The organism is Janthinobacterium salmonicoloratum, assembly GCF_051380845.1.
GTDB lineage: Bacteria > Pseudomonadota > Gammaproteobacteria > Burkholderiales > Burkholderiaceae_D > Janthinobacterium > Janthinobacterium lividum_F.
On the sequence record NZ_JBNYXV010000001.1, the window covers coordinates 2,807,130 to 2,828,079 of the forward strand.

The window sequence follows — 20,950 nt, forward strand, 5'->3', positions numbered from 1 at the left end:
GATGGGTCCAAGAAATTGCAAAAGGGCAAATATTTTAAACCAGTTGATTGCCTAATGGATAATTATTTCTGTGCGGCATCTTTTCCATAAAAAAAGCGCCAATCGGGTTTCCCCGGCTGGCGCCTGATATTGCGTGATGGCTGGACGATCAGGAGGTACGCACCACCATCAGCCCCGCGCGCAAGCCCACGCGCACGTCCGGGTTCGGAAACACCACCAGCTCTTCCGCGTGCTGCACCGTGTACACATGGTCGCCATCGCTGGCGATCACGGCATGCTGCGGCAGGGACGTAAAATTCTGCGTGCTGCGATCAAAAGCCATGCGGAATTCATCGCTGTGCTTGATGATTTCCTGCGCCACCTTGAACACGTGTGGCGCAGCCTTGACGGGCTGCGCAGGCAGCCCACGCAGCAAGCCATCCAGCGCCCGCGACACGTCGTCGAACAGGGACAGATCGTTCTGCCCCAGGGTGCCCACGCGGCCCAGCTCCACCGTGCTGGCGGCCGCGCCGAAATGTTCGGCCGAGTAATAGCTGTAGGTGCCGGCCGACTGCGGGTTCATGATGATGGCGCCGATGGTCGCCTGGCCCAGCCAATCGATCAGCTGCGCCTTGGCGTCGTCGGCCACCAGGTCCGGCACGATGGCAAACGTGGGGTACACGGAAGGCCGGATGGCCGTGTGCAAATCCAGGTGCCAGCGCACGGGTCCCGCCGCTTCAAAGAACGCTTTTGTCGCAGCGATCATTTCATCGGCGCGTGCGCTTTCCGCCGCCTGCGCCAGGCTCCCCCGCACGGGACGGAACATGCGATTCAGGTCGGCGTCAATAAAACGCTTGCCGGCCCGGATCGCATCGACATTGCCCACGCAAACGAGCAGGTCGACGGCCAGCGTCGCCGCATCGCGCGACAGGGCGTCGAGCAGATGCGCCAGCACTTCGATCGGCCCCGTTTCGTCGCCATGCACACCCACCGAGACGGCCACGCTGGCGCGGCCCGCATCGGCTTGCGGCTTGACCACTTGCAGCATGCCCGGCGCCGGCAAGGCCACCGTGAAACCGGCATTGGCGAACAGCTGCGCCACGCCGCTGAAATCAGCCTGCGCCAGCGCCTGCACGGCCGGCGGCAAGCCGCCAGCGCCCTGTCCAACTTGTCGTACTTCTTGCGTCATTACACCGCCGCTTCCGCTGTGGATTCCGCCGTGATTTTATTCACGGCTTCAGACAAGGTCCACACGTCCAGCATGGCTTGCTCCAGTTCCGTCGCCGCCACATAGGCCGACAAGCCCAGCGCGCCCGTCACCGCATCGACGGCCTGGCCCGCATTGCCTTGCTCGGCACGTGCCAGCACCTGCGACAGCAGACGCTGTTGCGTGCGGCGCAGCGCTTGCTGCGCGTAGTTGCGCAACTGCTCCTGCGACTTGCCTTGCGCGGCCAGCTTCAGACCACGCTCCAGGGTGTCGATGCCCGCCTGGCTGCGCAGGGCCAGGCCCACTTGCAGGAACGCGGCCAGGTCCATCGAGGCAGGACGCGGCACGGACAAGGCCGGGAACAGGAAGCCAGCAACGACTTCCAGCGCGTCGACCGCATCCCACGCTTGCACGAAGGCCGGCGTCAAGCCCGGCACCAGCGCCGCTTCCGACTTGATGCCGACCGCTTTCAGCAGCTCGCACTTCGATTCCGCGCCAAACAAACGCGTCAGTTCGGCCAGGCCGGCGCCGCGCAGCTGCTCGGCCGGCACGGACAGCACGCCGGCGATCATCGTCTGCTGCAGCACGCGCGTTTGCGCGTCGACCTTGATCGACACTTCGCGTGGAATCGTCAGCGCATCGGCATCGAGCGCGTCGAACACGGGCGCCAGGTTCAGCGCCACCCAGGCCTGGCCCCAGGCCAGAATCACGGCAGATTCGTCCACGCCATGTTCCGCCGCCAGGTTGCGGATCATCAGCGGGCCGCAGCGGTTGATCACTTCATTCGCCAGCACGGTCGCCAGGATGGCGTTGGCCAGCGGGTGGTCGAGCGCCGAACGGGTTTCCACCAGCAAGGATGGGAAGTATGGTTTCAGTACCGGTTCGGCCCACGTTTCATCCGTCAACGGCAGCGCGGACAGGATGCGCTTGAAGCGGTTCTTCACGTTGGCGATCACCACCGCCAGTTCCGGCGTGGTCAAGCCACGGTTATCGAGCTTGCGGCGTGCCAGTTCGGCCACCGAAGGCAGTTGCTCCAGTTCGCGCGACAGGGCGCCTTCTTCTTCCAGGCTGGCGATCAGGGCGGCATAGCCATCCTGCACGGCGCTCTCGCTTTGCGCCTGCAACTCGCGCACCAGCAAATGCGTCTGTTGCGTGTTATCGCGCAAGACCAGGCGCTCGACGTCGTCCGTCATCGCATACAGCTCGCGATTGCGTTCTGCTTCCGTCAGCTTGCCCGCATTGACTTCCACGTCCAGCCAGATTTTCACGTTCACTTCATGGTCCGAGCAATCCACGCCGGCAGAGTTGTCGATCGCATCGGTGAAGATGCGTCCGCCCGCCAGCGCGAACTCGATGCGGCCTGCCTGCGTCGCACCCAGGTTGCCGCCTTCGGCCACCACTTTCACGCGCAGCTCATTGCCGCTGACGCGGATGTGGTCATTCGCGCGGTCCTTCACCTGTGCGTGCGTTTCCGTCGAGGCCTTGATGTAGGTACCGATACCGCCGTTGTAGAACAGGTCCACGGGCGACTTCAGGATGCGGTGCATCAGTTCTTCCGGCGCCAGCGAGGTTTCCGCGATATCGAGCGCGGCGCGGATTTGCGGCGACAGTTCGATCGTGCGGGCGGAGCGCGGATACACGCCGCCGCCAGCCGAGATCAGCTCCTTGTTGTAGTCGTCCCACGAGGAACGCGGCAAGGCAAACAGGCGCGCGCGTTCGTCGAACGAGACGGCGACGTCCGGTGTCGGGTCGAGGAAGATGTGGCGGTGGTCGAATGCGGCTACCAGTTTCAGCTGGCGCGACAGCAATACGCCGTTGCCGAACACGTCGCCCGACATGTCGCCCACGCCGACCATGGTGATCGGGGTGGTGTTCAGGTCGTGGTCCATTTCATAGAAGTGGCGCTTCACGGCTTCGAATGCGCCCTTGGCCGTGATACCCAGCTTCTTGTGGTCGTAGCCGTTCGAGCCGCCCGAGGCAAACGCGTCGCCCAGCCAGAAACCGCGCTGCACGGCGATGCCGTTGGCGATGTCCGAGAACGTGGCCGTGCCCTTGTCGGCGGCGACCACCAGGTAAGGGTCGGCGTCATCGAAGCAGACGGTATCGACTGGCGGGACGATATTGCCCAGGGAACGGTTGTCCGTCACTTCCAGCAGGCTGGAAATGAACAGGCGATAGACGGCTTCGCCTTCTGCCGCGATGGTTTCGCGCACGGCGTCCTTCGGCATCATCTTGCAGACAAAACCGCCCTTCGCGCCGGCCGGCACGATGACGGCATTCTTCACCATCTGCGCCTTGACGAGGCCCAGCACTTCGGTGCGGTAGTCTTCCATGCGGTCGGACCAGCGCAAGCCGCCACGGGCGACAGGGCCGCCGCGCAGGTGCACGCCTTCAAAGCGGCGCGAGAACACAAAAATCTCGCGGTAAGGACGCGGTTCCGGCACCAGCGCCAGGCTGCTGGTGTCGAACTTGAAGATGATCTTGTCGCCGGCTTGATTGTTCTGGAAGTAGCTGGTGCGCAGGGTGGCTGCCATCAGGTCGGCCAGCGCGCCGAGGATTTCCTCGGTATCGGCGTGGTTCACAGATGCCAGGCCGGCCTTGATGGCGGCGATGCTTTCCAGGGCCGCCGCATGCTGCGCGTCGGACAGCGAAGGGTCGAAGCGCTGCAGGAAGGCCTCGACCAGGGCTTTGACCTGGGCTGGCTGCTTGCGCAGGCTTTCGGCGATGTAGCGCACCGAGAAGCGGCTGCCCGTCTGACGCCAGTAGCTGGTATAGGCGCGCACCAGCTGCACTTCACGCGTCGACAAACCGCCTTCGATGACCAGGCCGTTCAGGCGGCCATCTTCGGCCGTATCGTTGAACAGGGCGGCAAACAGTTCCTGCGCCACGGCGACGACGGATGGCTGCGCCAGTTTCGCCGCGCTGGCGGCATCGACCGTCAGGCTGGTAACGAAATAGCGCGTGCCGTCGGACAGCGAAACGGAGTACGCCTGTTCGCGGTCGATGGCCACGCCCGCATTGTGCAGTGCCGGCAGGATGGTCGACAGCGGCGGCACCTTGTTGGCCGAGTACAAACGGATGGTGGTGGCGGCGCCCGTCTCGATGCGCACGGCCACGTGTGCTGGATCGGAGTTGCGCAAGATGGTGTCGAGGTCGCGGAAGGCGACGGCCGGCGCGGTGGCGGCGACATAATCGAGCGGCAGCGTGGCGCAGAGTTTGCGCAGGCTGGTACGCAGGGCCACGTCGGGCACGGCGTCGGCCACGGCGGCAAAGCCGTTATGCCAGCCATCGAGCACGCCCAGCAGCGGCTGTTCGATATCCGTTTCCAGGTCCAGCGGATAGCGCGCGGCGTGGGCGATCAGGTAGACGCGCGCCAGGGGGCCGTCGGCCACCAGGGTTTGCATGCTCACATGCGTGGCGCCGGAACTGGCTTGCAGCGCTTTTGCCAGGCTTGATGCCACGCTGGCGCTGTAGCGCTCGCGCGGCAGGTAGACCAGCACGTTCAGGTGTCGCGCATACACGTCGCGGCGCGCAAAGACCTTGGTGCGCGGCTGCTTGTACAGCGAGACGACGGCGCCGCACACTTGTGCCAGCCAGTCGAGGTCCGCTTCCAGCGCTTCCGTGCGCGGCAGCGATTCGAGGATTTCACGGAATTTCTCGGCACGGAAGCCTTGCTGGCGCACGCCGGCCAGGCTCAATACCTTGGCCACGCGGCCGCGCGCAAACGGCAGCGCCGCCAGCGGGGTGGAATTGCCGGCGCGGGTGAACAGGCCGACGAAGCAATGCTCGCCCAGGATCGCGCCTTGCGCGTCCATGTCGCGCACGCCGATGAAGTCCAGCTGCTGGTCGCGGTGCAAAGTACCCGCCACGTCGGCCTTGACGATGGACAGCGCCGAGTCGCGCTTGGCCAGGGTATCGAAATCGCCCGGGATATTCGCCAGGCAGGTACCGTACACAGGGTGCACCGTATCCTGCAGCACGCCGACACGGCTCGGGATGTCGCGTTCCAGTTCGCGCACGCCAGGCTTGACGCGGTAGTAGGCATAGCCGAACACTTCAAAGCCACCGCTGCGGGCCCACTCCAGGAAGGCGGCCACTTCCGCGCCTTCTTCGCCATGCTGCGATGCAGCCGTGGCGACAGCGGCCAGGCGCTCGCTCATGGCGGCGGCATCGCGGCGCACGATGGCGGCGTCACGCGCGACCGTCTCCAGGGCGGCGACCAGCGCAGCCAGGGCTTCCGGCGCCAGCTCTTCGTCGAGCAGCACCAGCACATACGATTCGAGCGGGTCGCCAGGCTGGCGCACCGCTTCGACGCTGCCGTCAGCGGCGCGGCGCACGGGCAGCACGGTATTCATCACGCCGCGCACGGCCAGGTGCTGGCGGCGCATGGCCATGACGATGGAGTCGACCAGATAAGGCATGTCTTCGTTCAGGATCAGCAAGGCGCTCGCCATGCCGCCACGGCCATCCGCATAACGCAGGGTGGCGATCTGGCAGCCGCTGCCCGCGCGCTTGGCAGCTTGCGTGAAACCGTCAACCAGCACGGGCGCCAGACTGTCGGGCGCGATATCGGCCAGGTCTTCGGCGTCGAGCGAGTCCAGCCATGCCTGCACCAGTTGAACGACAGGCGCTGCCGCCTTGCCTGCATTGCCAGCCGCGTTAATCAGCTCCAGCGTTTGTGTACGCAAATCTTGTGGCGTGTGATTCATCTTGCATCTCCATTACGGTAATGTGAATGTCCAACGCTGTCGTTCGGGCTTGTGGCTGGGCGGCAGCGGTGTCAAGAGACGGGGGTCGCCCGTCCAATTCTGTCTGTGCTACGGATAGTCTGTCTCGGATTTTTTCTGTGTATTTTCTATCGCCTACAAGTCGTACAATCCCGGTAAGTTGAGGATGATCGTCAATTCTTCAAGCGCTGCATGCACTTCCAGTGCCAACTGCGGGTCGGCCAGGTCGCCCGGCTCCAGATGGTCGCGGTAGTGTTTTTCCACCCACTGCACCAGCCGATGGTACAGCGTTTCCGTCATGATCACGCCCTGGTGCATGGCGCGCGCCTCGGTTTCCGTCAGGGCCACACGCAAACGCAGGCAGGCCGGCCCGCCGCCGTTGCGCATGCTCTGGCGCAGATCGAAATGAATCAGTTCATCGATGGGACCACCGCCGGCCACCAGGCCTTCCAGGTAACGCGACACGGCGCGGTTTTCCTGGCATTCCTGCGGGATCACCAGCGCCATCTTGCCGCCCTCTTTCGTCAAGAGCTGGCTGTTGAACAGATAGCTGCTGACCGCGTCGGCGATCGGCACCTGCCCCGTGTCCACGCGCAGCGCGTCCAGTTGCGCACCCGTGGCGGCGACGGCACGGCGCAACTGCGACAGGCTTTCCCCTTCATCGGCAAACGCCTGCTCGTGATAGAACAGCACATTGCCATTGCCGACGGCGATGACGTCGTTATGGAACACGCCCTGGTCGATCACGTCCGGATTCTGCTGCACGTACACGGTGCGTTTCGCATCGAGGCCATGCAGGCGCGCCACGGCTTGCGACGCTTCCAGGGTCTGGCGCGCAGGATAGCGCTTCGGCGACGGCGCGGAAGGATCGAACTCCACCCGACCATACACGAACAATTCAACCGATGGCGCGCCGTGGTTCGCACCCAAACGCGTGTGGTTGGCCGCGCCCTCGTCGCCAAAGGCGGGCGTCGACGGCAGCGCGTCATGCACGGAGAAGTGCTGCTCGTCGCTGAAAATGGCGCGCAGGCTGCGCGCCGACTGCGCGTGCTCGAAGGCGCGGTGCAGCTTGTTATTCAGGTTGGCGGCCGTGAAATGCACGCGGCCATCCTGCGTATCCGCCGACGGGCTGACCGTGGCGGCATTCGCCGTCCACATGGGCGAGGCGGAATAGGCGCAGGCCAGGATGACGGGCGACTCCTTGTAGGCGCGCGCCAGCACTTCGGCGTCTGTCCCCGTGAAACCGATAGCGCGCAGCAGGCGGAAATTGGGCCGGTCCTGCGGCGGCAGCAAGGCTTGCGCAAAGCCGCGTGCCGCCAGCGCGCGCATCTTGGCCAGGCCCTGCAACGCAGCCTGCTTCGGATTGGAGGCGCTTTTCACATTGCTGAACGAGGCCACGTTGCCGAACGACAGGCCGGCATAGTTATGCGATGGCCCGACCAGGCCGTCAAAATTGTATTCGCGCGTGCTGTGCATGAGGATTCCTTAAAAATTCAGGCCGGGCGACAGTTTGGCCGGCATTTCCAGCGCGCTGTTCTCGATCGAAGCGACCGGGTAGGCGCAGTAATCGGCCGCGTAATAGGCGCTCGGACGGTGGTTGCCCGACTTGCCGATGCCGCCGAACGGCGCCGTGCTGGCCGCGCCCGTGGTCGGACGGTTCCAGTTGATGATGCCGGCGCGCGCGCGCGTCTGGAACGATTGCCACAGGGCCGGATCGTCGGACAGGAGCGCTGCGGCCAGGCCGAATTCGGTGGCGTTGGCGACCTTCAGGGCTGCATCGAAATCGGCCACGCGGATCACCTGCAGCAGTGGGCCAAACCATTCCTCGTCGGGAATGCCGGCGGCATCGGTAACGTCAACGATGCCGGCCGTGACAAAGCCCGCGTCGGGATTCAACTGGCGCATCTGCAGCAGGGTCGTGCCGCCCTTGGCAACCATATCCGCCTGCGCCTGCACCAGGCGCGCGGCCACGGCACTCGATACCACAGGGCCCATGAAGGGTTGCGGCTGGGCGTCGGAGGCGCCGATGCCCAGTTTCGCCGCCACTTCCACCAGGCGCGCCACAAAAGCAGCACCGGCGGCATTATCTTGCACCACCAGGCGGCGCGCGCACGTGCAGCGCTGGCCGGCGGAGACAAAGGCGGAGAAGATCGCGTGGTGCACGGCCGCGTCCACGTCCTTCACATCCCATACGACCAGGGCGTTGTTGCCGCCCATTTCCAGCGCCAGCATCTTGCCCGGCTGGCCGCCAAACTGGCGGTGCAGGCTGATGCCCGTCTGGCAGGAACCCGTAAACAACACGCCGTCGAGCAAGGCATTCGCGCCCAGCGCCACGCCCGTATCGCGCCCGCCGTTGACGAGGTTGACGACGCCATTCGGCAAGCCCGCCTGCTGCCACAGCTGCACGGTTTTGATGGCCGTGCGCGGCGCATATTCGCTGGGTTTGAAGACGATGGTGTTACCGGCGATCAGGGCCGGCACGATATGGCCATTCGGCAGGTGGCCAGGGAAATTGTACGGGCCGAATACGCCGAACACGCCATGCGGACGGTGGCGCAGCACGGCGTCGCCGTCGGCGATCTTGCTTTGCGTAATGCCCGTGCGCGCGTTGTACGACTGCACCGAGATATCGATCTTGTTGGCCATGGTAGCCACTTCCGTGCGCGACTCCCACAGCGGTTTGCCCACTTCTTCCGAAATCAGCAGCGCCAGCGCTTCCGCATGTTCCTTCAGCAGTTCTCGAAAGCGCACGCAGATGGCGATGCGTTCTTCGACGGGCGTATCGGCCCACGCTTCAAAGGCGGCGCGGGCCGCCTGGCAAGCCTGTTCGACTTCGTTTTCCGTCGCTTCCAGGCTGGCCCAGGTCTGCTTGCCGTTCGACGGGTCGATGGTGACCAGTTCACGGCCCGTGCCTGGCAGCCAGGCGCCGTTGATGAAGTTCGATGCTGCGGTAGATGAATTAAGGTCGGACGATTTAGACATGGGGATGCTTCCTCGGGTTGAGTGACAAGGTGCGCACGGTGTCGCCTTGATGGCAGCGCAGCAGATGCAGTTCATCGTCATCGAGCGCGATCTTGCCGCTGTGCGGATTGGCGCTGGTGACGATCATGCGGAAATCTTTCAGGTCGGTATTCGACACCAGGTAAGGCTCGGCCTGGGCGACGTCGCCGCACACTTCAGGCGCAGCCTCGGCGTCGAGCACGGCCGGCATGCTGTCGCGCATGGCGCGCAACTCGGACACGCGCGCCTGCAGCACGGGACCGGCGTCGAAAATGTCGACATAGCCTTCGAAGTGCAAGCCTTCCTGTTCCAGCAGGCGGCGCGCGGGAGCCGTGCTCAGATGCACCTTGCCGATGACTTCCTGCGCCTCGTCGGGCAGGTAGGCCACGTACATGGGCTGACGCGGCATCAGTTCGGCGATGAAGGATTTTTTACCCAGGCTCGTCAAGTCGTCGACGTGGTGGAAATCCATCTTGAAGAAGTGGCGGCCCAGGCCTTCATAGAACGGCGAGCTGCCGTCCGGCGCCTGGTAGCCGCGCATTTCGGCGATCAGCTTTTCCGTGAACAGGTGCGGGAACTGGGCGATGAACAGGAAGCGGCTTTTCGACAGCAGCTTGCCGTTGTTGCCACTGCGGTAGTCGGGGTGCAAAAACAGCGAGCACAGTTCCGTGCTGCCCGTCAGGTCGTTCGACAGGTACAGCGTTTCCATGCGCGTAAACACGTCGAGCTCGCGGCTCGAATGGACCAGGGTACCGATGCGGTAGTTATAGAACGGTTCTTCCAGGCCCACGGCGCCCTTGATGGCGCATACGCCGGCCAGGCGGCCCGTATCCGTATCCTCCATGACAAACATGTAGTCACGCTTTTCGGGCGCGATGGTTTCGGCGAACGAAGCGCAGGCAATGGCCAGGCGGTCGCCCAGCATTTTCATGTCCGGCTTGAGGGTGGTCATGCCGGTGCCGACCTGGCTGGCCAAGCCGTACAGGGCGTCCAGGTCAGAAGCGTTGATGGCGCGTACTACTAGCATAATGTTCTCTCGGTTAAATGCGCACGCAAATGACGCTGTCGCCTTCGGCCACGGCCAGCGCTTCAAGCAGCTCGGGCGGCAAGCCGACGGTGTCCTGCGCTTCGAGCGCATCGCAGGTAAAGGTGACGGCGCGGAAGTTGCGCTCCGCGCCCGAAGCGACCGCGTAATGCACTTTCAGACCCGTGCGGCTGGGCGTGACGCCTGCGACGACGCGGCGCGTGAGCGAACCCGTAAACGAGCGCAGCGCATGCTTGTGCGCCTGCAGGATCGGGCCGCCATCGAAGATGTCGATGTAATCGTCGGCTTCAAAGCCTTCTTCCGTCAGCAAATTGAAAGCCAGTTCGCCACTCGGGTGGATCTGGCCCATGGCCGCCTGCGCATCGCCGGGCAGCAGCGGCACGTACACGGGGTAGTGCGGCATCAGCTCGACGATCAGGGTGCGGTTGCGGGCGCCGCCGATGACTTTTTCGGCATCGAGGAAATCCATCTGGAAGAACTTGCGGCCCAGCGCATCCCAGAATGGCGACTGGCCGTTGGCGTCCGTGATGCCGGCCAGCGGCACGAAGAAACGGTCGCCAAAGCGGTGCGGCGCCAGCACGGCGAACAGCAGCCGCGCGCGCGACAGCAGGGCCGCTTCCAGGCCCGCCTGCTCCATGTTGCGCACATAGAAGCCGGACAGCTGCGAATACGCCGTCAGCTCCGAACACAGGGTCAGCGCATGCACGCTATGGCTGATGTTCAGGTCACGCGAGACTTGCTGGATGACGTCGTTGCGAAAGGAAAAATAGGTGCCGTTCGAGCCGGCCGAGGCGAAGATGGCGGCCGTGCCGGCAATGCTCTTGTCGAGCAGGGATTCAAGCACGAAGAGATACGACTCTTCGCTGGGGATGTCGACATGGGCGGCAAACGAGGCGATGGAGCGCTCGACGGAGGCGGCGATTTTTTCGCGCGTCTTCGGCAGGGTATGGACACCCGGCATGGTTACCGCGGCCAGCGCTTCGAGGGCTGCAATATCCGCAATTTCTACCGGACGGACAACATACATGGGTACTCCTTCAATGCTGACGATGCTGGGGTAGAACCAAGCCGGCCCGCAGCAAAGCGGCGGGCCGGTGATCAAACAGGGAGCGAGGCTAGCCTCAGGCTTTCAGCATGCCGTCGATGGCCACGCGCAGCAAACGGCCCGCTTCGGCAATCTGTTCGTCCGAGACGATCAGGGCCGGCGCCAGGCGCACCACGTCCATGCCGGCGATCAGCACCATCAAGCCTTGCGCTTCGGCCGCTTTCTGGATGTCCTTCGCGCGGCCCTTGAAGGCATCGCTGACGACCAGACCCAGCAGCAAACCGCTGCCGCGCACCACGGAGAACACTTGCGGGTAATCCGTGATCAGGCCTTGCAGCATGGCGATGGTGTTGACGCTCGCTTCTTTCACACGCGCGAGGAACGCTGGCGTATTGATCGTTTCCAGCACGCTCAAGGCCACGGTAGCGGCCAGCGGGTTGCCGCCGTAGGTGGTGCCGTGGGTGCCGACGGCCAGGGTTTGCGCCAGTTCATTGGTGGTCAGCATGGCGCCGATCGGGTAGCCGTTGCCCAACGCCTTGGCGGCCGTCAGGATGTCCGGCGTGACGCCGTAGCCCATGTAGGCGAACAACGCGCCAGTGCGGCCCATGCCGCACTGGACTTCGTCGAAAATCAGCAGGGCGCCGGTCTTGTCGCACAGGGCGCGCAGTTCCTTGAGGAATTCCGGATTGCCCGGCACCACGCCGCCTTCGCCTTGTACCGGCTCGACGATCACGGCGCACACGTCATCGCCGATGGCGGCGCGCGCCGCTTCGATGTCGTTGTAGGCGATGTGGTCGATCGACGGTGGCAGCGGCTCGAAGCCTTCCGTATACTTGGCCTGGCCGCCGACGGATACCGTAAACAGGGTGCGGCCGTGGAAGGAGCTGAAGCACGAGATGATGCGCGACTTGTGCGCGCCGAACTTGGTGTGCGCGTACTTGCGCGCCAGTTTCAGGGCCGCTTCGTTGGCTTCCGCGCCCGAGTTGCAGAAGAAGGCGCGGTCGGCGAAGGTCGCTTCCGTCAGGGCCAGCGCCAGGCGCAGGACAGGCTCGTTGGTGTAGCCGTTGCCCAAATGCCACAAATTATTGATTTGCTTGGTCAACACGTCGACCAGGACCGGATGGCAGTGGCCCAGGCTGTTGACGGCGATGCCGGAGGTGAAATCGAGGTAATGCTTGCCTGACTGGTCCCACAGATCCAGTCCGGAACCGCGCACGGGCACCATGGCTGCAGGGGCGTAGGTAGGAACGAGGACCTGGTCAAAGGTTTCCCGGGTGACTGGACGAGCCGTTACGGTCGAATCAAGCTTGGCATTCATAGCATTTCCCCATCAATATGTTAGGTACTCCGCAGCTACGACAGCTACGTGTGTACTGCATTATAAAAAGCGGGATGCTAAAACTCTTTTGAATCTGCGACAAGGATTTTCACAATTCATCACAGCGGTCATGGCGTCGGCTAGGCTGGCGGCATGAGCTTTCTTTGCCGCTCTTCGCGGGGCGTATTGCCAAACAGGGTGCCAAACGCCGTGGAAAAGTGCGAGCCGGAGGAAAAGCCGCACATCAGGCCCACTTGCACGATGGAATAATGCGTATCAAGCAACAATTGTCTGGAGCGCTGCAGGCGCAGTTCCAGGTAATAGCGCGATGGCAGGCTGCCCAGGTATTGCTTGAACAGCCGTTCGAGCTGGCGCCGCGACAGGCCCACCAGACTGGCGATGTCGTCGGTCGACAGCGGCTCCTCAATATTGGCTTCCATCAAGGTCACCGCTTCGGAAAGCTTGGGCTGCAGCACGCCGAAGCGCGCCTGCAGGGCCACGCGCTGGCGCTCCTCCTTGCCGCGTACCTTGTCCACACACAGCGCTTCCTTGACGAGCGCCTGCACGTCGGCGCCGAAGATGGTCTCGATCAGGGTCAGCGAAAAGTCGATGCTGGCCGCGCCGCCGCAGCAGGTGATGTGCGGGCCGTCGATATCGAACAGGTGCGGCGTCAGGATGGCCCGTTCGGCCTTGGCTTCCGCATCGGCGTACAGGGCCCACGGCAAGGCGATGCGCACACCATCCATGACGCCCGCGTCGGCCAGCCACAGCACGGCCGCGCCCACGCCGCCCCAGAACGGCGCCGAACGGCAGCGCTCGATCACGGCCCGGCACAGCTCGGCACGCAGCGGCACTTCCGTTTCGTCGGCCACCAGCAGCGCGATATGCCAGTTGCCGCCCTGCGCGGCCACCTGTTCCGGCGTGCGCACGTCCAGTTGCAGGGCATCGGGCCCCAGCGCCCGCGCGCACAGGCGCAGCGGCTGCACCAGGCCGGCCCAGGTGATCGACTCGGCATCGCCGGCATGGACCAGCAGCAAACGCAGCGGTTTGTCGAGGCCGATACGGGAAAGATTAGCGAAGGACATCGGCGAGGCGGGCCAGGGGCAAGGGCTGAGTTGCCCACATGATACCGGACTTCCGCCCCATCCAGACCCTCATGCTGGGGCGCGTCCTGGCGCGGCGGAAAAAAGCGGAGCGGAAGGATATAATCACCCCCATGGGTGAACGATATTTAAAAAGTATCCGGCTGCTGGCCGAATGCATGCAAGGCTTCGAGCGGTTTTCTAGCGACTTTGTGCGCCAGTACGGCTTGACGCATGCGCAATTCGACATCATTGCCACGCTCGGCAACACCCGCGGCATGTCCTACAAGGAACTGGGTCAGAAAACCCTGATTACCAAGGGTACCTTGACGGGCGTGGTGGACCGGCTGGAACAAAAGGGGCTGGTGATACGCGAACGTTGTCCACGTGACAAGCGTTCCTATTACGTACGCCTGAGCTGCGAGGGCGAACAGTTGTTCCATGACGTGTTCCCCAAGCTGACAAAGCAGGGCCAGCACCTGTTCGACGGCTATACCGAAGACGATTTCATGCGGTTGGAAACCACCCTGGCAGGCTTGAAGCACGCCATCGCCAACGGCCACAGCTGACCATTCACCAAGCACAGACATTCAAACAAGACAAAGGAAACCAAGTTGAAAACCTCATTGCTCGAAGGCAAAAAGCCCGCTCATTTTGATAAACACATCATCGGCAACCTGCTGCTCAACGCCAGCACGCCGGAACTGGTCCGCCAGGAAAAACTGATCATCGGCGTGCGCAACGAAGACGGCGAAATCTACCGCCTGATCGGCGCCACCAAGCACAACAGCTTCATGAACGCCGTCGAGGAATTGTTCGACCTGGGCCTGACGGATGAGCTGGAAGACAGCGACGAGCTGGTCGAAGGCTGCGACGCCATCTTCAGCGAATCTCTGTAGTAGCGCTTAACGAACGCTGTCGTTAGAAAAAAGGCATGCCACCCATATAGGAGCATGCCTTTTTCCATTTACGGGGCTTTGCTTGCGTTTTGCTCGGCTGTTTGCGAAAAGATCACGGTTAAAAAGTTCCGCACGGAAATATTGCGAGTATAATTTTTTCAATGAACAGACTCGACGCCTTTAAAAGCATCGCCGCACAAGCCGCTCGTGGCGAGCTGACCTTTCCTGCCAATGTGGACGCTTCGCTCAAGCTGCAAGAGGCGCTGGCCGATCCCGACTGCCATATCGAGGCCGCAGCCAAGCTGGTGCAGGCTGACCCGCTGCTGGCGGCGCGCACGGTGGCCATCGCCAATTCCGTGGCGTTCAACCGTTCCGGCAATGAAATCACCAGCGTGCGCAATGCCGTGCAGCGCCTCGGCGTGCGTACCTTGCAGTCGGTGGTGGCATCGCTGATCGTACGCCAGCTGGGCAGCACCATCACCGATCCCGTGCTGCAAGCGAAGGCCAACCAGCTGTGGGAGCATACGGCCCACGTGGCGGCCCTGTCGCAGGTACTGGCCCGCCGCGTCACCAGGGTCGACCCTGATACGGCCCTGTTTGCCGGCATCATGCATGAGGTGGGCGGGTTTTATCTGCTGTCGCGCGCGGCCGAATTCCCCGGCATCCTCGACGGCGAGCCGGAGGACTGGGTCGAACATGGCGAACAAGCCATCGGTCATGGCGTCCTGACCAAACTGAAGGTACCGGAAGCGGTGATGGGCGCCATCAATGCGCTGTGGGAAGGCCTGCGCGCCATCCCGCCCGAATCGCTGGGCGACACCCTGCTGCTGGCGAATGACCTGGCGCCCGTCTCGTCACCCCTCAACGAAAGCCCGGCCGCCATCGCCGTGCGCGCTGCCCGCGCCGCGCGCAGCATCGATTGCCTGATCGGCGACGATGCGACGCTGTCGAGCATCATGGAAGAATCGGACGATGAAGTGCAGTCGCTGCTGAAAGTGCTCGTGCACTAGCCTGCAGGCTTCTTGCCCGCTGGCGGCGGTGCCGCCGGCTTGCGCGTATCGACGATCAGCACATGTTTGTCCATGGCCTGCGTACCCTGCTTTTGCTGGGCGACCTGCGTGGCGACCGCCTTGGTACTCAACAGGGGTTTCGGATGGCGTGGCATGAACATGGCGTACCTGCTGGAAATGGGATGCGCCCCATATGTGCAGCGATTATCAATTTATCAAGCCACTTTTCAAGCGCCGGACAACAATCCGTTCGAAAGCGAAAAAAAACCCGCTCGAAAGCGGGTAAAGTCCAAAGCTAGGGATGTCCTGAAAGAGACAGCCCTATCTTATGCGGTGCGCCGCGCCGGCTCCGTGCGCTGGCACACTTAGCGCGCGGATTATCCCGGCAACAGCTCCACGTCCGTTTCCTGCCAGGCGCGCAACTGCCGCACGCGGGCAAACCACGCCTGGATATGCTGGTACTGCGCCAGCGGCAGCCGCACGGCCTCGCTGTACATCAGCGGCGCGGCCACGGCGAAGTCGGCCAAGGTGACATCATCTGCGTGGATCCAGCTGCGCCCAGCCAGATGCGCGTCCAGCACCACGGCGCAGGCATGCAGCTCGTGCTCGCCGCGCGCCTCTTCCAGCGGATCCGCCGGCCCATTGCCCGTCATGCCTTTCCACGCGCGTTCCCAGGCCAGCACGCTGATGGCGGGCGCGAAATGCTGCGCGGCCCAGAACAGCCAGCGGTTGACGTCGGCGCGGGCTTGCGGCGCCGAAGGATAGATGGTCTGGCCCGGTACCTGTTCGGCCAGGTATTGCATGATGGCGCACGATTCCCACAGCAGGAAAGCGCCATCGGCAAGCACGGGCACCTTGCCGTTAGGATTGAGCTCGGCCAGACGGCGGCGGTCATCCGCATTCATCAGGTCGACTTCCGCCAGTTCCAGAGGCAGGCCGAGGTGGATCGCCGTCATCAGGGCACGGCGGGCATTCGAGGACATGGGGTGGTGGTACAGGCGCATGGCAGATGGCTCCGGTGAGTGAAGAAGCCACCATCGTAGTCGCCGTCACTGACAGTTTTTGTCAGGAGCGAATCTCAGGATTCCGGATCAATATCATGCGCCTTGCGCCAGGTCTCGAGCAAGGCGTGGCGGCGCGTGGGATAGCGCTCGTCGTGCCGCTGCACGCTGGCGATGCGGTCGATGCGGAAATGCCGGTAATCGCCGCGCAGCTCGCACCAGGCGGCCAGCAGGCGCTTGCCTTCAAAAAAGGCCAGGGCAAACGGCCACACCGTGCGCGAGGTGGCACTACCATGCTCATCCTGATAGGCGAGCGTGAGCTTCTGTTCGTAGCGGATCGCCTCGCGCACCGGCTGCACATAACGGTCGGCCGGCTGCGCGCCATCGGCGGGGCGCCCCAGCGGCACCCACAAGCTGGTCTCGGCCATGCTGTCGCGCAAGTCGCGCGGCGAGGCGGCAGCGATCTTGGCCAGGGCATTGCTGGCCGCCTGCGCCAGGCCCGCATCGCCCTGGCGGCGCACCCAGCGCGCGCCCAGCACCAGCGCTTCCAGTTCATCGGGACCAAACATCAGTGGCGGCAAAAAGGCGCCGCGGCGCAGCACATAGCCGATGCCCGCTTCGCCCTGCAGGGGCGCGCCCAGTTCGGCCAGGGTCTGGATATCGCGGTAAATCGTGCGTTCGGAGACACCCAGCTGCTGCGCCAGCTGGGCCGCCGTCACCGGTACCCGCTTGGCGCGCATGGCGTCCATCAGCAGGAATAAACGGCCGCTGCGGCTCATGGACAGGCCTGCAAAGCCTGGTCGCCCATGACGAGGGCCGACAGGGCCGGCACGTACAGATAGCCGTCTGGCGCCAGGCGCGCCGCGCGCGTGCCCTCTTCCACGCCGGCGATGCCGTAGCAGCGCTGCAAGCGGCCTGCGGCGGGCCACCAGAAGATGGCCGCATCCTGGTCGGGAAAGCGCTGGCGCACGCTATCGGCCTGCGCCGCCACCTGCTGGAAATCGCGGTAAAAGGCGGAGGCAATGCCCAGCTCCCTGGCAAAAGCCGCTTCCAGCGCCGCCATCTCTGCCAATTGGGCCGCCAGGACCGCCGTTTCGCTGTCCAGGTCCTCGGGCGCCACACCTGCCTCGACCAGGGTGCGGCGCATGCGCTCCGGGCCAGCCTGCGCGCGCAGGAACGCCGACTCCTGCAGCGCCAGCACGGCGCCGGCGGGGATGTGCATATGGCGCGCGGCCGGGAAGACATACAGGGCGCAGCTGCCCGCGCACACCGTGTCGATGGCGACATCCCATTGCTGCTGGCGCAGATAGCGGCCCAGCTGCATGGCCGCCTGCGGATCGCCGCCATCGCTATTCACGCGCAACAGCGCGGTGCCCGGCGCGGCCAGCAGTTGCAGTTTGCCCACGTCGCCTACGGCAATCGGGCCGCGCATGGCGATGCTGTCACTGCCAGTGCGGCTGAAATCGGCGGCGCCGGCCAACACCGTCACGCCTGCCATCAGACCTACCCATAAAAAACGCTTCATTGTCATCCGCCATAAAAAAAACGACCACCGCAAACGGTGATCGTTCTTCATTCGACCTGCAAAAAACCCTGCGCTTACACCACGGCGCCGTCGGTTTCGTCTTTTTCCTTGACCGGCTTGATCAAGTCTTCGCGCTTGACGCCCAGCCACATGGCGATCGAGGCCGCGACGAACACGGACGAGTAAATACCGAAGCAGATACCGATGGTCAGCGCCAGTGCGAAGTGGTGCAGGGTCTGGCCGCCGAAGACCAGCATCGACAGCACCATCATCTGGGTGGAACCGTGAGTGATGATGGTACGCGAAATGGTGCTGGTGATCGCGCTGTCGATCACTTCATGCACAGTCGCCTTGCGCTGCTTGCGGAAGTTTTCGCGGATACGGTCAAAGATCACCACCGATTCGTTGACCGAGTAACCGAGCACCGCCAGGATGGCCGCCAGTACCGTCAGCGAGAATTCCCACTGGAAGAAGGCGAAGAAGCCCAGGATGATCACCACGTCATGCAAGTTGGCGATAATGGCCGAGACAGCGTACTTCCACTCGAAGCGGATGGCCAGGTAGATCATCACGCCCAGAATCACCATCACGAGCGCGTTCAAGCCGTTCTGCGCCAGTTCCTCGCCCACTTGCGGGCCGACGAATTCGACTTTCTGCAAGACGACCGCTTCGCTGCCGGCCGCGTCCATGCACGCGCTCTTGATGACGTGCTCACCCTTTGCAGTGACGGTGTCGATGCCCTTGGTCGTGCCTTGCTCGGCTTTGCACAGGGCTTCAAACACGCGCTGCGAGGTGTTCGCGGCGCTGACGCCCTTTTCCACCGGCAGGCGTATCATCACGTCGCGCGCCGTATCGAAACTGGTCACGCCCGGCTCTTCATAGCCCATGGCGATGAGGGTGCCGCGTATGCCTTCAAGATTGGCCGCTTTCGGGTATTTCACCTCCATCAGGGTGCCGCCCTTGAATTCCACGGACAGGTGCAAGCCCTTGTGGAACAGGAAGAAGACGGCGGCAAGGAAGGTCACGGCCGAAATGACGTTGAAAATCAACGCATGGCGCATGAAGGGAATATCTTTTTTGATCCGGAAAAATTCCATGAAATCCTCTGAGTTCTATTCTGTGCGTCCGGCGGCTGGGCCACCGGACGCTATCGCTGTTGACGCTATTGGCTAAGGCTGGACCGTCGCTTATTTGCTGGTGCCCGGCACCCACACCGTGCCGATCGACAAGGTCGTCAGCTTTTTCTTGCGGCCATACCAGAGGTTGACCACGCCGCGCGACACGAAGACGGAGGAGAACATCGAGGTCAGGATACCCAGGCAATGCACAACAGCGAAGCCACGCACGGGGCCGCTACCGAAAGCCAGCAGTGCCAGGCCGACGATCAGGGTGGTCACGTTCGAGTCGAGAATCGTGGCCCATGCACGGTCGAAGCCGGCTGCGATCGCCGCCTGTGGCGTATTGCCGGCACGCAGCTCTTCACGGATACGTTCATTGATCAGCACGTTGGCGTCAATCGCCATGCCCAGCGCCAGCGCGATAGCGGCGATACCCGGCAGTGTCAGCGTCACCTGGATCATCGACAGCAAGCCGATCAGCAACAGCAGGTTGGCCGCCAGGGCCAGCACGCTGAAGGCGCCGAACAGCATGTAATAGGCGATCATGAAGATGGCGATGGCGATGAAGCCGTACAAGGTCGAGTGGAAGCCCTTGGCGATGTTTTCCGCGCCCAGTTGCGGTCCGATCGTGCGTTCTTCGATGACAGTCATCGGTGCGGACAGGGCGCCCGAGCGCAGCAGCAGCGCCAGTTCATTCGCGTTTTCCGCGCCGCCCATGCCGGTGATCTGGAAGCGCGAACCGAGTTCCTGCTGGATGGTCGCCACCGACAGCACTTCAGGCTTGCCCTTTTCAAACAGCACGATGGCCATGCGCTTGCCGACGCGTTCGCGCGTCGCTTCGCGCATCTTGCGTCCGCCGTCGCCGTTCAGGTCGATCGACACGGCCGCTTGCTGGTTCTGGTCAAAGCTGGCCGTGGCGCTGGAGATATAGTCGCCCGTCAGGATCACGTCTTTCGCCAGCACGACAGGGACGCCCTTGCCGACAGTGAACAGTTCCGAGTTGAACGGGATGGCGCTCGACAGTTCCGTGCCAGGCACGATGGTTTCATCGACCAGGCGCACTTCCAGAGTCGCCGTGCGGCCGATGATGGCTTTCGCGCGGGCCACGTCCTGCACGCCAGGCAATTGCACTACGATGCGGTCAGGACCTTGCTGCTGGATCAACGGCTCGGCCACGCCCAGCTCATTGACGCGCTTGGACAGGGTGGAGATATTCTGTTTCACGCCTTCGTCGATGGTCGCCTTCAGGGCGGCCGGTTTCAGGGTGATATTCAGTTTCAGGTCGCTGCCTTCGCCCGCATCGGCGAACGCCAGTTCCGTCATCTGGTCGGACAGCACATTCTTTGCCTTCAGGCGCGTATCGGCGTCACGGAAGTTGATCTGGACGCTGTCGCCCACGCGCTCGATGCCGGCGTGGCGGATATTCTTGTCGCGCAACACGCTACGCGCGGCGGACTGGACGCCCTGGATTTTCTTGTTCAGTACGGCTTTCGCATCGACCTGCATCAGGAAGTGCACGCCACCGCGCAAATCCAGGCCCAGGAACATGGGCAAGGCATGCAGTTTCTGCATCCACATCGGTGTATTGGCTTGCAGATTGACCGTCACGATGTACGCAGGGTCGCTGGCATCCGTATTCAAGTCCTTTTCCAGCACCAGTTTTGCCTTGAACTGGGTATCGGGATCGGCGAAACGCACGCGCACGGAGGCGAGATTGCCGGCGCCATCCATGGTGACACCTTCCGACTTGACGTTCTCTTTCGTCAATATTTGCTCGACTTGCGTCATCAGCTCGCCCGTCACTTTGACGGTCGACCTGCCGCTGGTTACTTGCAGCGCCGGTGACTCACCGAAATAATTGGGCGCCGTATAGAGTGCGCCCAGCAATAAGGCGACGACGATGATGATGTATTTCCAGGCAGGATAGCGATTCATAATGATTCAGCGTTCAGTGTTGAGCGTCGGAGGCGTCGCGAGGGGCGGCCGATAGCCGC

18 protein-coding genes are annotated in these 20,950 nt (G+C 63.2%); 4 read left to right on the forward strand and 14 right to left on the reverse strand.

Features of this window, described 5'->3' with window-relative positions; genetic code table 11:
* Positions 1–148 precede the first annotated feature (148 nt).
* From ACQ4WY_RS12920 to ACQ4WY_RS12955, 8 genes are all read right to left on the reverse strand, one after another.
* A complete protein-coding gene (locus ACQ4WY_RS12920; RefSeq protein ID WP_436504326.1) occupies positions 149–1,168 on the reverse strand; it encodes a succinylglutamate desuccinylase in 1,020 nt (339 codons plus the stop codon).
* A complete protein-coding gene (locus tag ACQ4WY_RS12925; RefSeq protein WP_436504328.1) occupies positions 1,168–5,895 on the reverse strand; it encodes an NAD-glutamate dehydrogenase domain-containing protein in 4,728 nt (1,575 codons plus the stop codon). The genes ACQ4WY_RS12920 and ACQ4WY_RS12925 overlap by 1 nt, the downstream gene beginning before the upstream one ends.
* Positions 5,896–6,048: 153 nt before the next feature.
* Positions 6,049–7,389 carry an N-succinylarginine dihydrolase gene (gene astB, locus ACQ4WY_RS12930; RefSeq protein WP_436504329.1) on the reverse strand — a complete coding sequence of 447 codons (1,341 nt, stop codon included), beginning with the start codon at positions 7,387–7,389 and terminating at the stop codon, positions 6,049–6,051.
* A 9-nt stretch (positions 7,390–7,398) separates the two neighbouring features.
* Positions 7,399–8,895 (reverse strand): succinylglutamate-semialdehyde dehydrogenase, encoded by a 1,497-nt coding sequence (gene astD, locus ACQ4WY_RS12935; RefSeq protein ID WP_436504330.1) that lies wholly within the window; start codon positions 8,893–8,895, stop codon positions 7,399–7,401.
* Entirely contained in the window at positions 8,888–9,940 is a 1,053-nt protein-coding gene (gene astA / locus ACQ4WY_RS12940) for an arginine N-succinyltransferase (protein WP_436504331.1), read from the reverse strand. Before astA ends, astD begins: the two co-directional genes overlap by 8 nt.
* Before the next feature lie 13 nt (positions 9,941–9,953).
* The gene (locus tag ACQ4WY_RS12945; RefSeq protein ID WP_099376231.1) at positions 9,954–10,985 is read right to left on the reverse strand and encodes an arginine N-succinyltransferase; all 1,032 of its coding nucleotides are present in this window, start codon (positions 10,983–10,985) and stop codon (positions 9,954–9,956) included.
* 94 nt (positions 10,986–11,079) lie between these two features.
* Positions 11,080–12,321: an acetylornithine/succinylornithine family transaminase gene (gene astC / locus ACQ4WY_RS12950; protein ID WP_436504332.1), complete on the reverse strand. Its 1,242-nt coding sequence runs from the start codon at positions 12,319–12,321 to the stop codon at positions 11,080–11,082.
* A gap of 140 nt (positions 12,322–12,461) precedes the next feature.
* A complete protein-coding gene (locus ACQ4WY_RS12955) occupies positions 12,462–13,406 on the reverse strand; it encodes a GlxA family transcriptional regulator (protein WP_176385828.1) in 945 nt (314 codons plus the stop codon).
* A gap of 131 nt (positions 13,407–13,537) precedes the next feature.
* On the opposite strand from ACQ4WY_RS12955, the gene ACQ4WY_RS12960 reads away from it, so the two are divergent.
* The 3 genes from ACQ4WY_RS12960 (at position 13,538) to ACQ4WY_RS12970 (ending at position 15,312) form a co-directional block, all read left to right on the forward strand.
* Positions 13,538–13,972: a MarR family winged helix-turn-helix transcriptional regulator gene (locus tag ACQ4WY_RS12960; RefSeq protein WP_436504333.1), complete on the forward strand. Its 435-nt coding sequence runs from the start codon at positions 13,538–13,540 to the stop codon at positions 13,970–13,972.
* Between the two features lie 45 nt (positions 13,973–14,017).
* Positions 14,018–14,302, forward strand: coding sequence for a hypothetical protein (locus ACQ4WY_RS12965; RefSeq protein ID WP_034778933.1), 285 nt, complete (start codon positions 14,018–14,020; stop codon positions 14,300–14,302).
* 161 nt (positions 14,303–14,463) lie between these two features.
* On the forward strand, positions 14,464–15,312 hold the full coding sequence (locus ACQ4WY_RS12970) for an HDOD domain-containing protein (RefSeq protein WP_436504334.1): 849 nt from the start codon (positions 14,464–14,466) through the stop codon (positions 15,310–15,312).
* Here ACQ4WY_RS12970 and ACQ4WY_RS12975 read toward each other — a convergent pair.
* Complete coding sequence (locus tag ACQ4WY_RS12975; protein ID WP_436504335.1) at positions 15,309–15,473, reverse strand: hypothetical protein; 165 nt, start codon at positions 15,471–15,473, stop codon at positions 15,309–15,311. The two genes, ACQ4WY_RS12970 and ACQ4WY_RS12975, sit on opposite strands and share 4 nt — an antisense overlap.
* Between ACQ4WY_RS12975 and ACQ4WY_RS12980 the strand changes: the two genes are divergently transcribed.
* Positions 15,472–15,681: a hypothetical protein gene (locus ACQ4WY_RS12980; RefSeq protein WP_436504336.1), complete on the forward strand. Its 210-nt coding sequence runs from the start codon at positions 15,472–15,474 to the stop codon at positions 15,679–15,681. The genes ACQ4WY_RS12975 and ACQ4WY_RS12980 overlap by 2 nt on opposite strands.
* Before the next feature lie 8 nt (positions 15,682–15,689).
* On the opposite strand, the gene ACQ4WY_RS12985 is transcribed toward ACQ4WY_RS12980, so the two are convergent.
* The 5 genes from ACQ4WY_RS12985 to secD form a co-directional block, all read right to left on the reverse strand.
* Positions 15,690–16,316, reverse strand: coding sequence for a glutathione S-transferase family protein (locus tag ACQ4WY_RS12985; protein ID WP_436504337.1), 627 nt, complete (start codon positions 16,314–16,316; stop codon positions 15,690–15,692).
* Between the two features lie 74 nt (positions 16,317–16,390).
* Entirely contained in the window at positions 16,391–17,092 is a 702-nt protein-coding gene (locus ACQ4WY_RS12990) for a helix-turn-helix transcriptional regulator (RefSeq protein WP_436504338.1), read from the reverse strand.
* A complete protein-coding gene (locus ACQ4WY_RS12995) occupies positions 17,089–17,838 on the reverse strand; it encodes a hypothetical protein (RefSeq protein ID WP_436504339.1) in 750 nt (249 codons plus the stop codon). The genes ACQ4WY_RS12990 and ACQ4WY_RS12995 overlap by 4 nt, the downstream gene beginning before the upstream one ends.
* Positions 17,839–17,912: 74 nt before the next feature.
* On the reverse strand, positions 17,913–18,935 hold the full coding sequence (secF, locus tag ACQ4WY_RS13000) for a protein translocase subunit SecF (RefSeq protein ID WP_436504340.1): 1,023 nt from the start codon (positions 18,933–18,935) through the stop codon (positions 17,913–17,915).
* A 90-nt stretch (positions 18,936–19,025) separates the two neighbouring features.
* On the reverse strand, positions 19,026–20,891 hold the full coding sequence (gene secD / locus ACQ4WY_RS13005; RefSeq protein ID WP_436504341.1) for a protein translocase subunit SecD: 1,866 nt from the start codon (positions 20,889–20,891) through the stop codon (positions 19,026–19,028).
* Positions 20,892–20,950: the final 59 nt, after the last annotated feature.

What these genes read in the sequence shown, in the direction of transcription:
- astA (WP_436504331.1), bottom strand. Translation starts at nt 9,940, where the DNA reads ATGCTAGTAGTACGCGCCATCAACGCTTCTGACCTGGACGCCCTGTAC.
- astB (WP_436504329.1), bottom strand. Translation starts at nt 7,389, where the DNA reads ATGCACAGCACGCGCGAATACAATTTTGACGGCCTGGTCGGGCCATCG.
- ACQ4WY_RS12945 (WP_099376231.1), bottom strand. Translation starts at nt 10,985, where the DNA reads ATGTATGTTGTCCGTCCGGTAGAAATTGCGGATATTGCAGCCCTCGAA.
- ACQ4WY_RS12985 (WP_436504337.1), bottom strand. Translation starts at nt 16,316, where the DNA reads ATGCGCCTGTACCACCACCCCATGTCCTCGAATGCCCGCCGTGCCCTG.
- ACQ4WY_RS12925 (WP_436504328.1), bottom strand. Translation starts at nt 5,895, where the DNA reads ATGAATCACACGCCACAAGATTTGCGTACACAAACGCTGGAGCTGATT.
- astC (WP_436504332.1), bottom strand. Translation starts at nt 12,321, where the DNA reads ATGAATGCCAAGCTTGATTCGACCGTAACGGCTCGTCCAGTCACCCGG.
- ACQ4WY_RS12975 (WP_436504335.1), bottom strand. Translation starts at nt 15,473, where the DNA reads ATGTTCATGCCACGCCATCCGAAACCCCTGTTGAGTACCAAGGCGGTC.
- ACQ4WY_RS12920 (WP_436504326.1), bottom strand. Translation starts at nt 1,168, where the DNA reads ATGACGCAAGAAGTACGACAAGTTGGACAGGGCGCTGGCGGCTTGCCG.
- ACQ4WY_RS12960 (WP_436504333.1), top strand. Translation starts at nt 13,538, where the DNA reads ATGGGTGAACGATATTTAAAAAGTATCCGGCTGCTGGCCGAATGCATG.
- ACQ4WY_RS12980 (WP_436504336.1), top strand. Translation starts at nt 15,472, where the DNA reads ATGGCGTACCTGCTGGAAATGGGATGCGCCCCATATGTGCAGCGATTA.
- secD (WP_436504341.1), bottom strand. Translation starts at nt 20,891, where the DNA reads ATGAATCGCTATCCTGCCTGGAAATACATCATCATCGTCGTCGCCTTA.
- ACQ4WY_RS12990 (WP_436504338.1), bottom strand. Translation starts at nt 17,092, where the DNA reads ATGAGCCGCAGCGGCCGTTTATTCCTGCTGATGGACGCCATGCGCGCC.
- ACQ4WY_RS12995 (WP_436504339.1), bottom strand. Translation starts at nt 17,838, where the DNA reads ATGAAGCGTTTTTTATGGGTAGGTCTGATGGCAGGCGTGACGGTGTTG.
- secF (WP_436504340.1), bottom strand. Translation starts at nt 18,935, where the DNA reads ATGGAATTTTTCCGGATCAAAAAAGATATTCCCTTCATGCGCCATGCG.
- ACQ4WY_RS12955 (WP_176385828.1), bottom strand. Translation starts at nt 13,406, where the DNA reads ATGTCCTTCGCTAATCTTTCCCGTATCGGCCTCGACAAACCGCTGCGT.
- ACQ4WY_RS12970 (WP_436504334.1), top strand. Translation starts at nt 14,464, where the DNA reads ATGAACAGACTCGACGCCTTTAAAAGCATCGCCGCACAAGCCGCTCGT.
- astD (WP_436504330.1), bottom strand. Translation starts at nt 8,895, where the DNA reads ATGTCTAAATCGTCCGACCTTAATTCATCTACCGCAGCATCGAACTTC.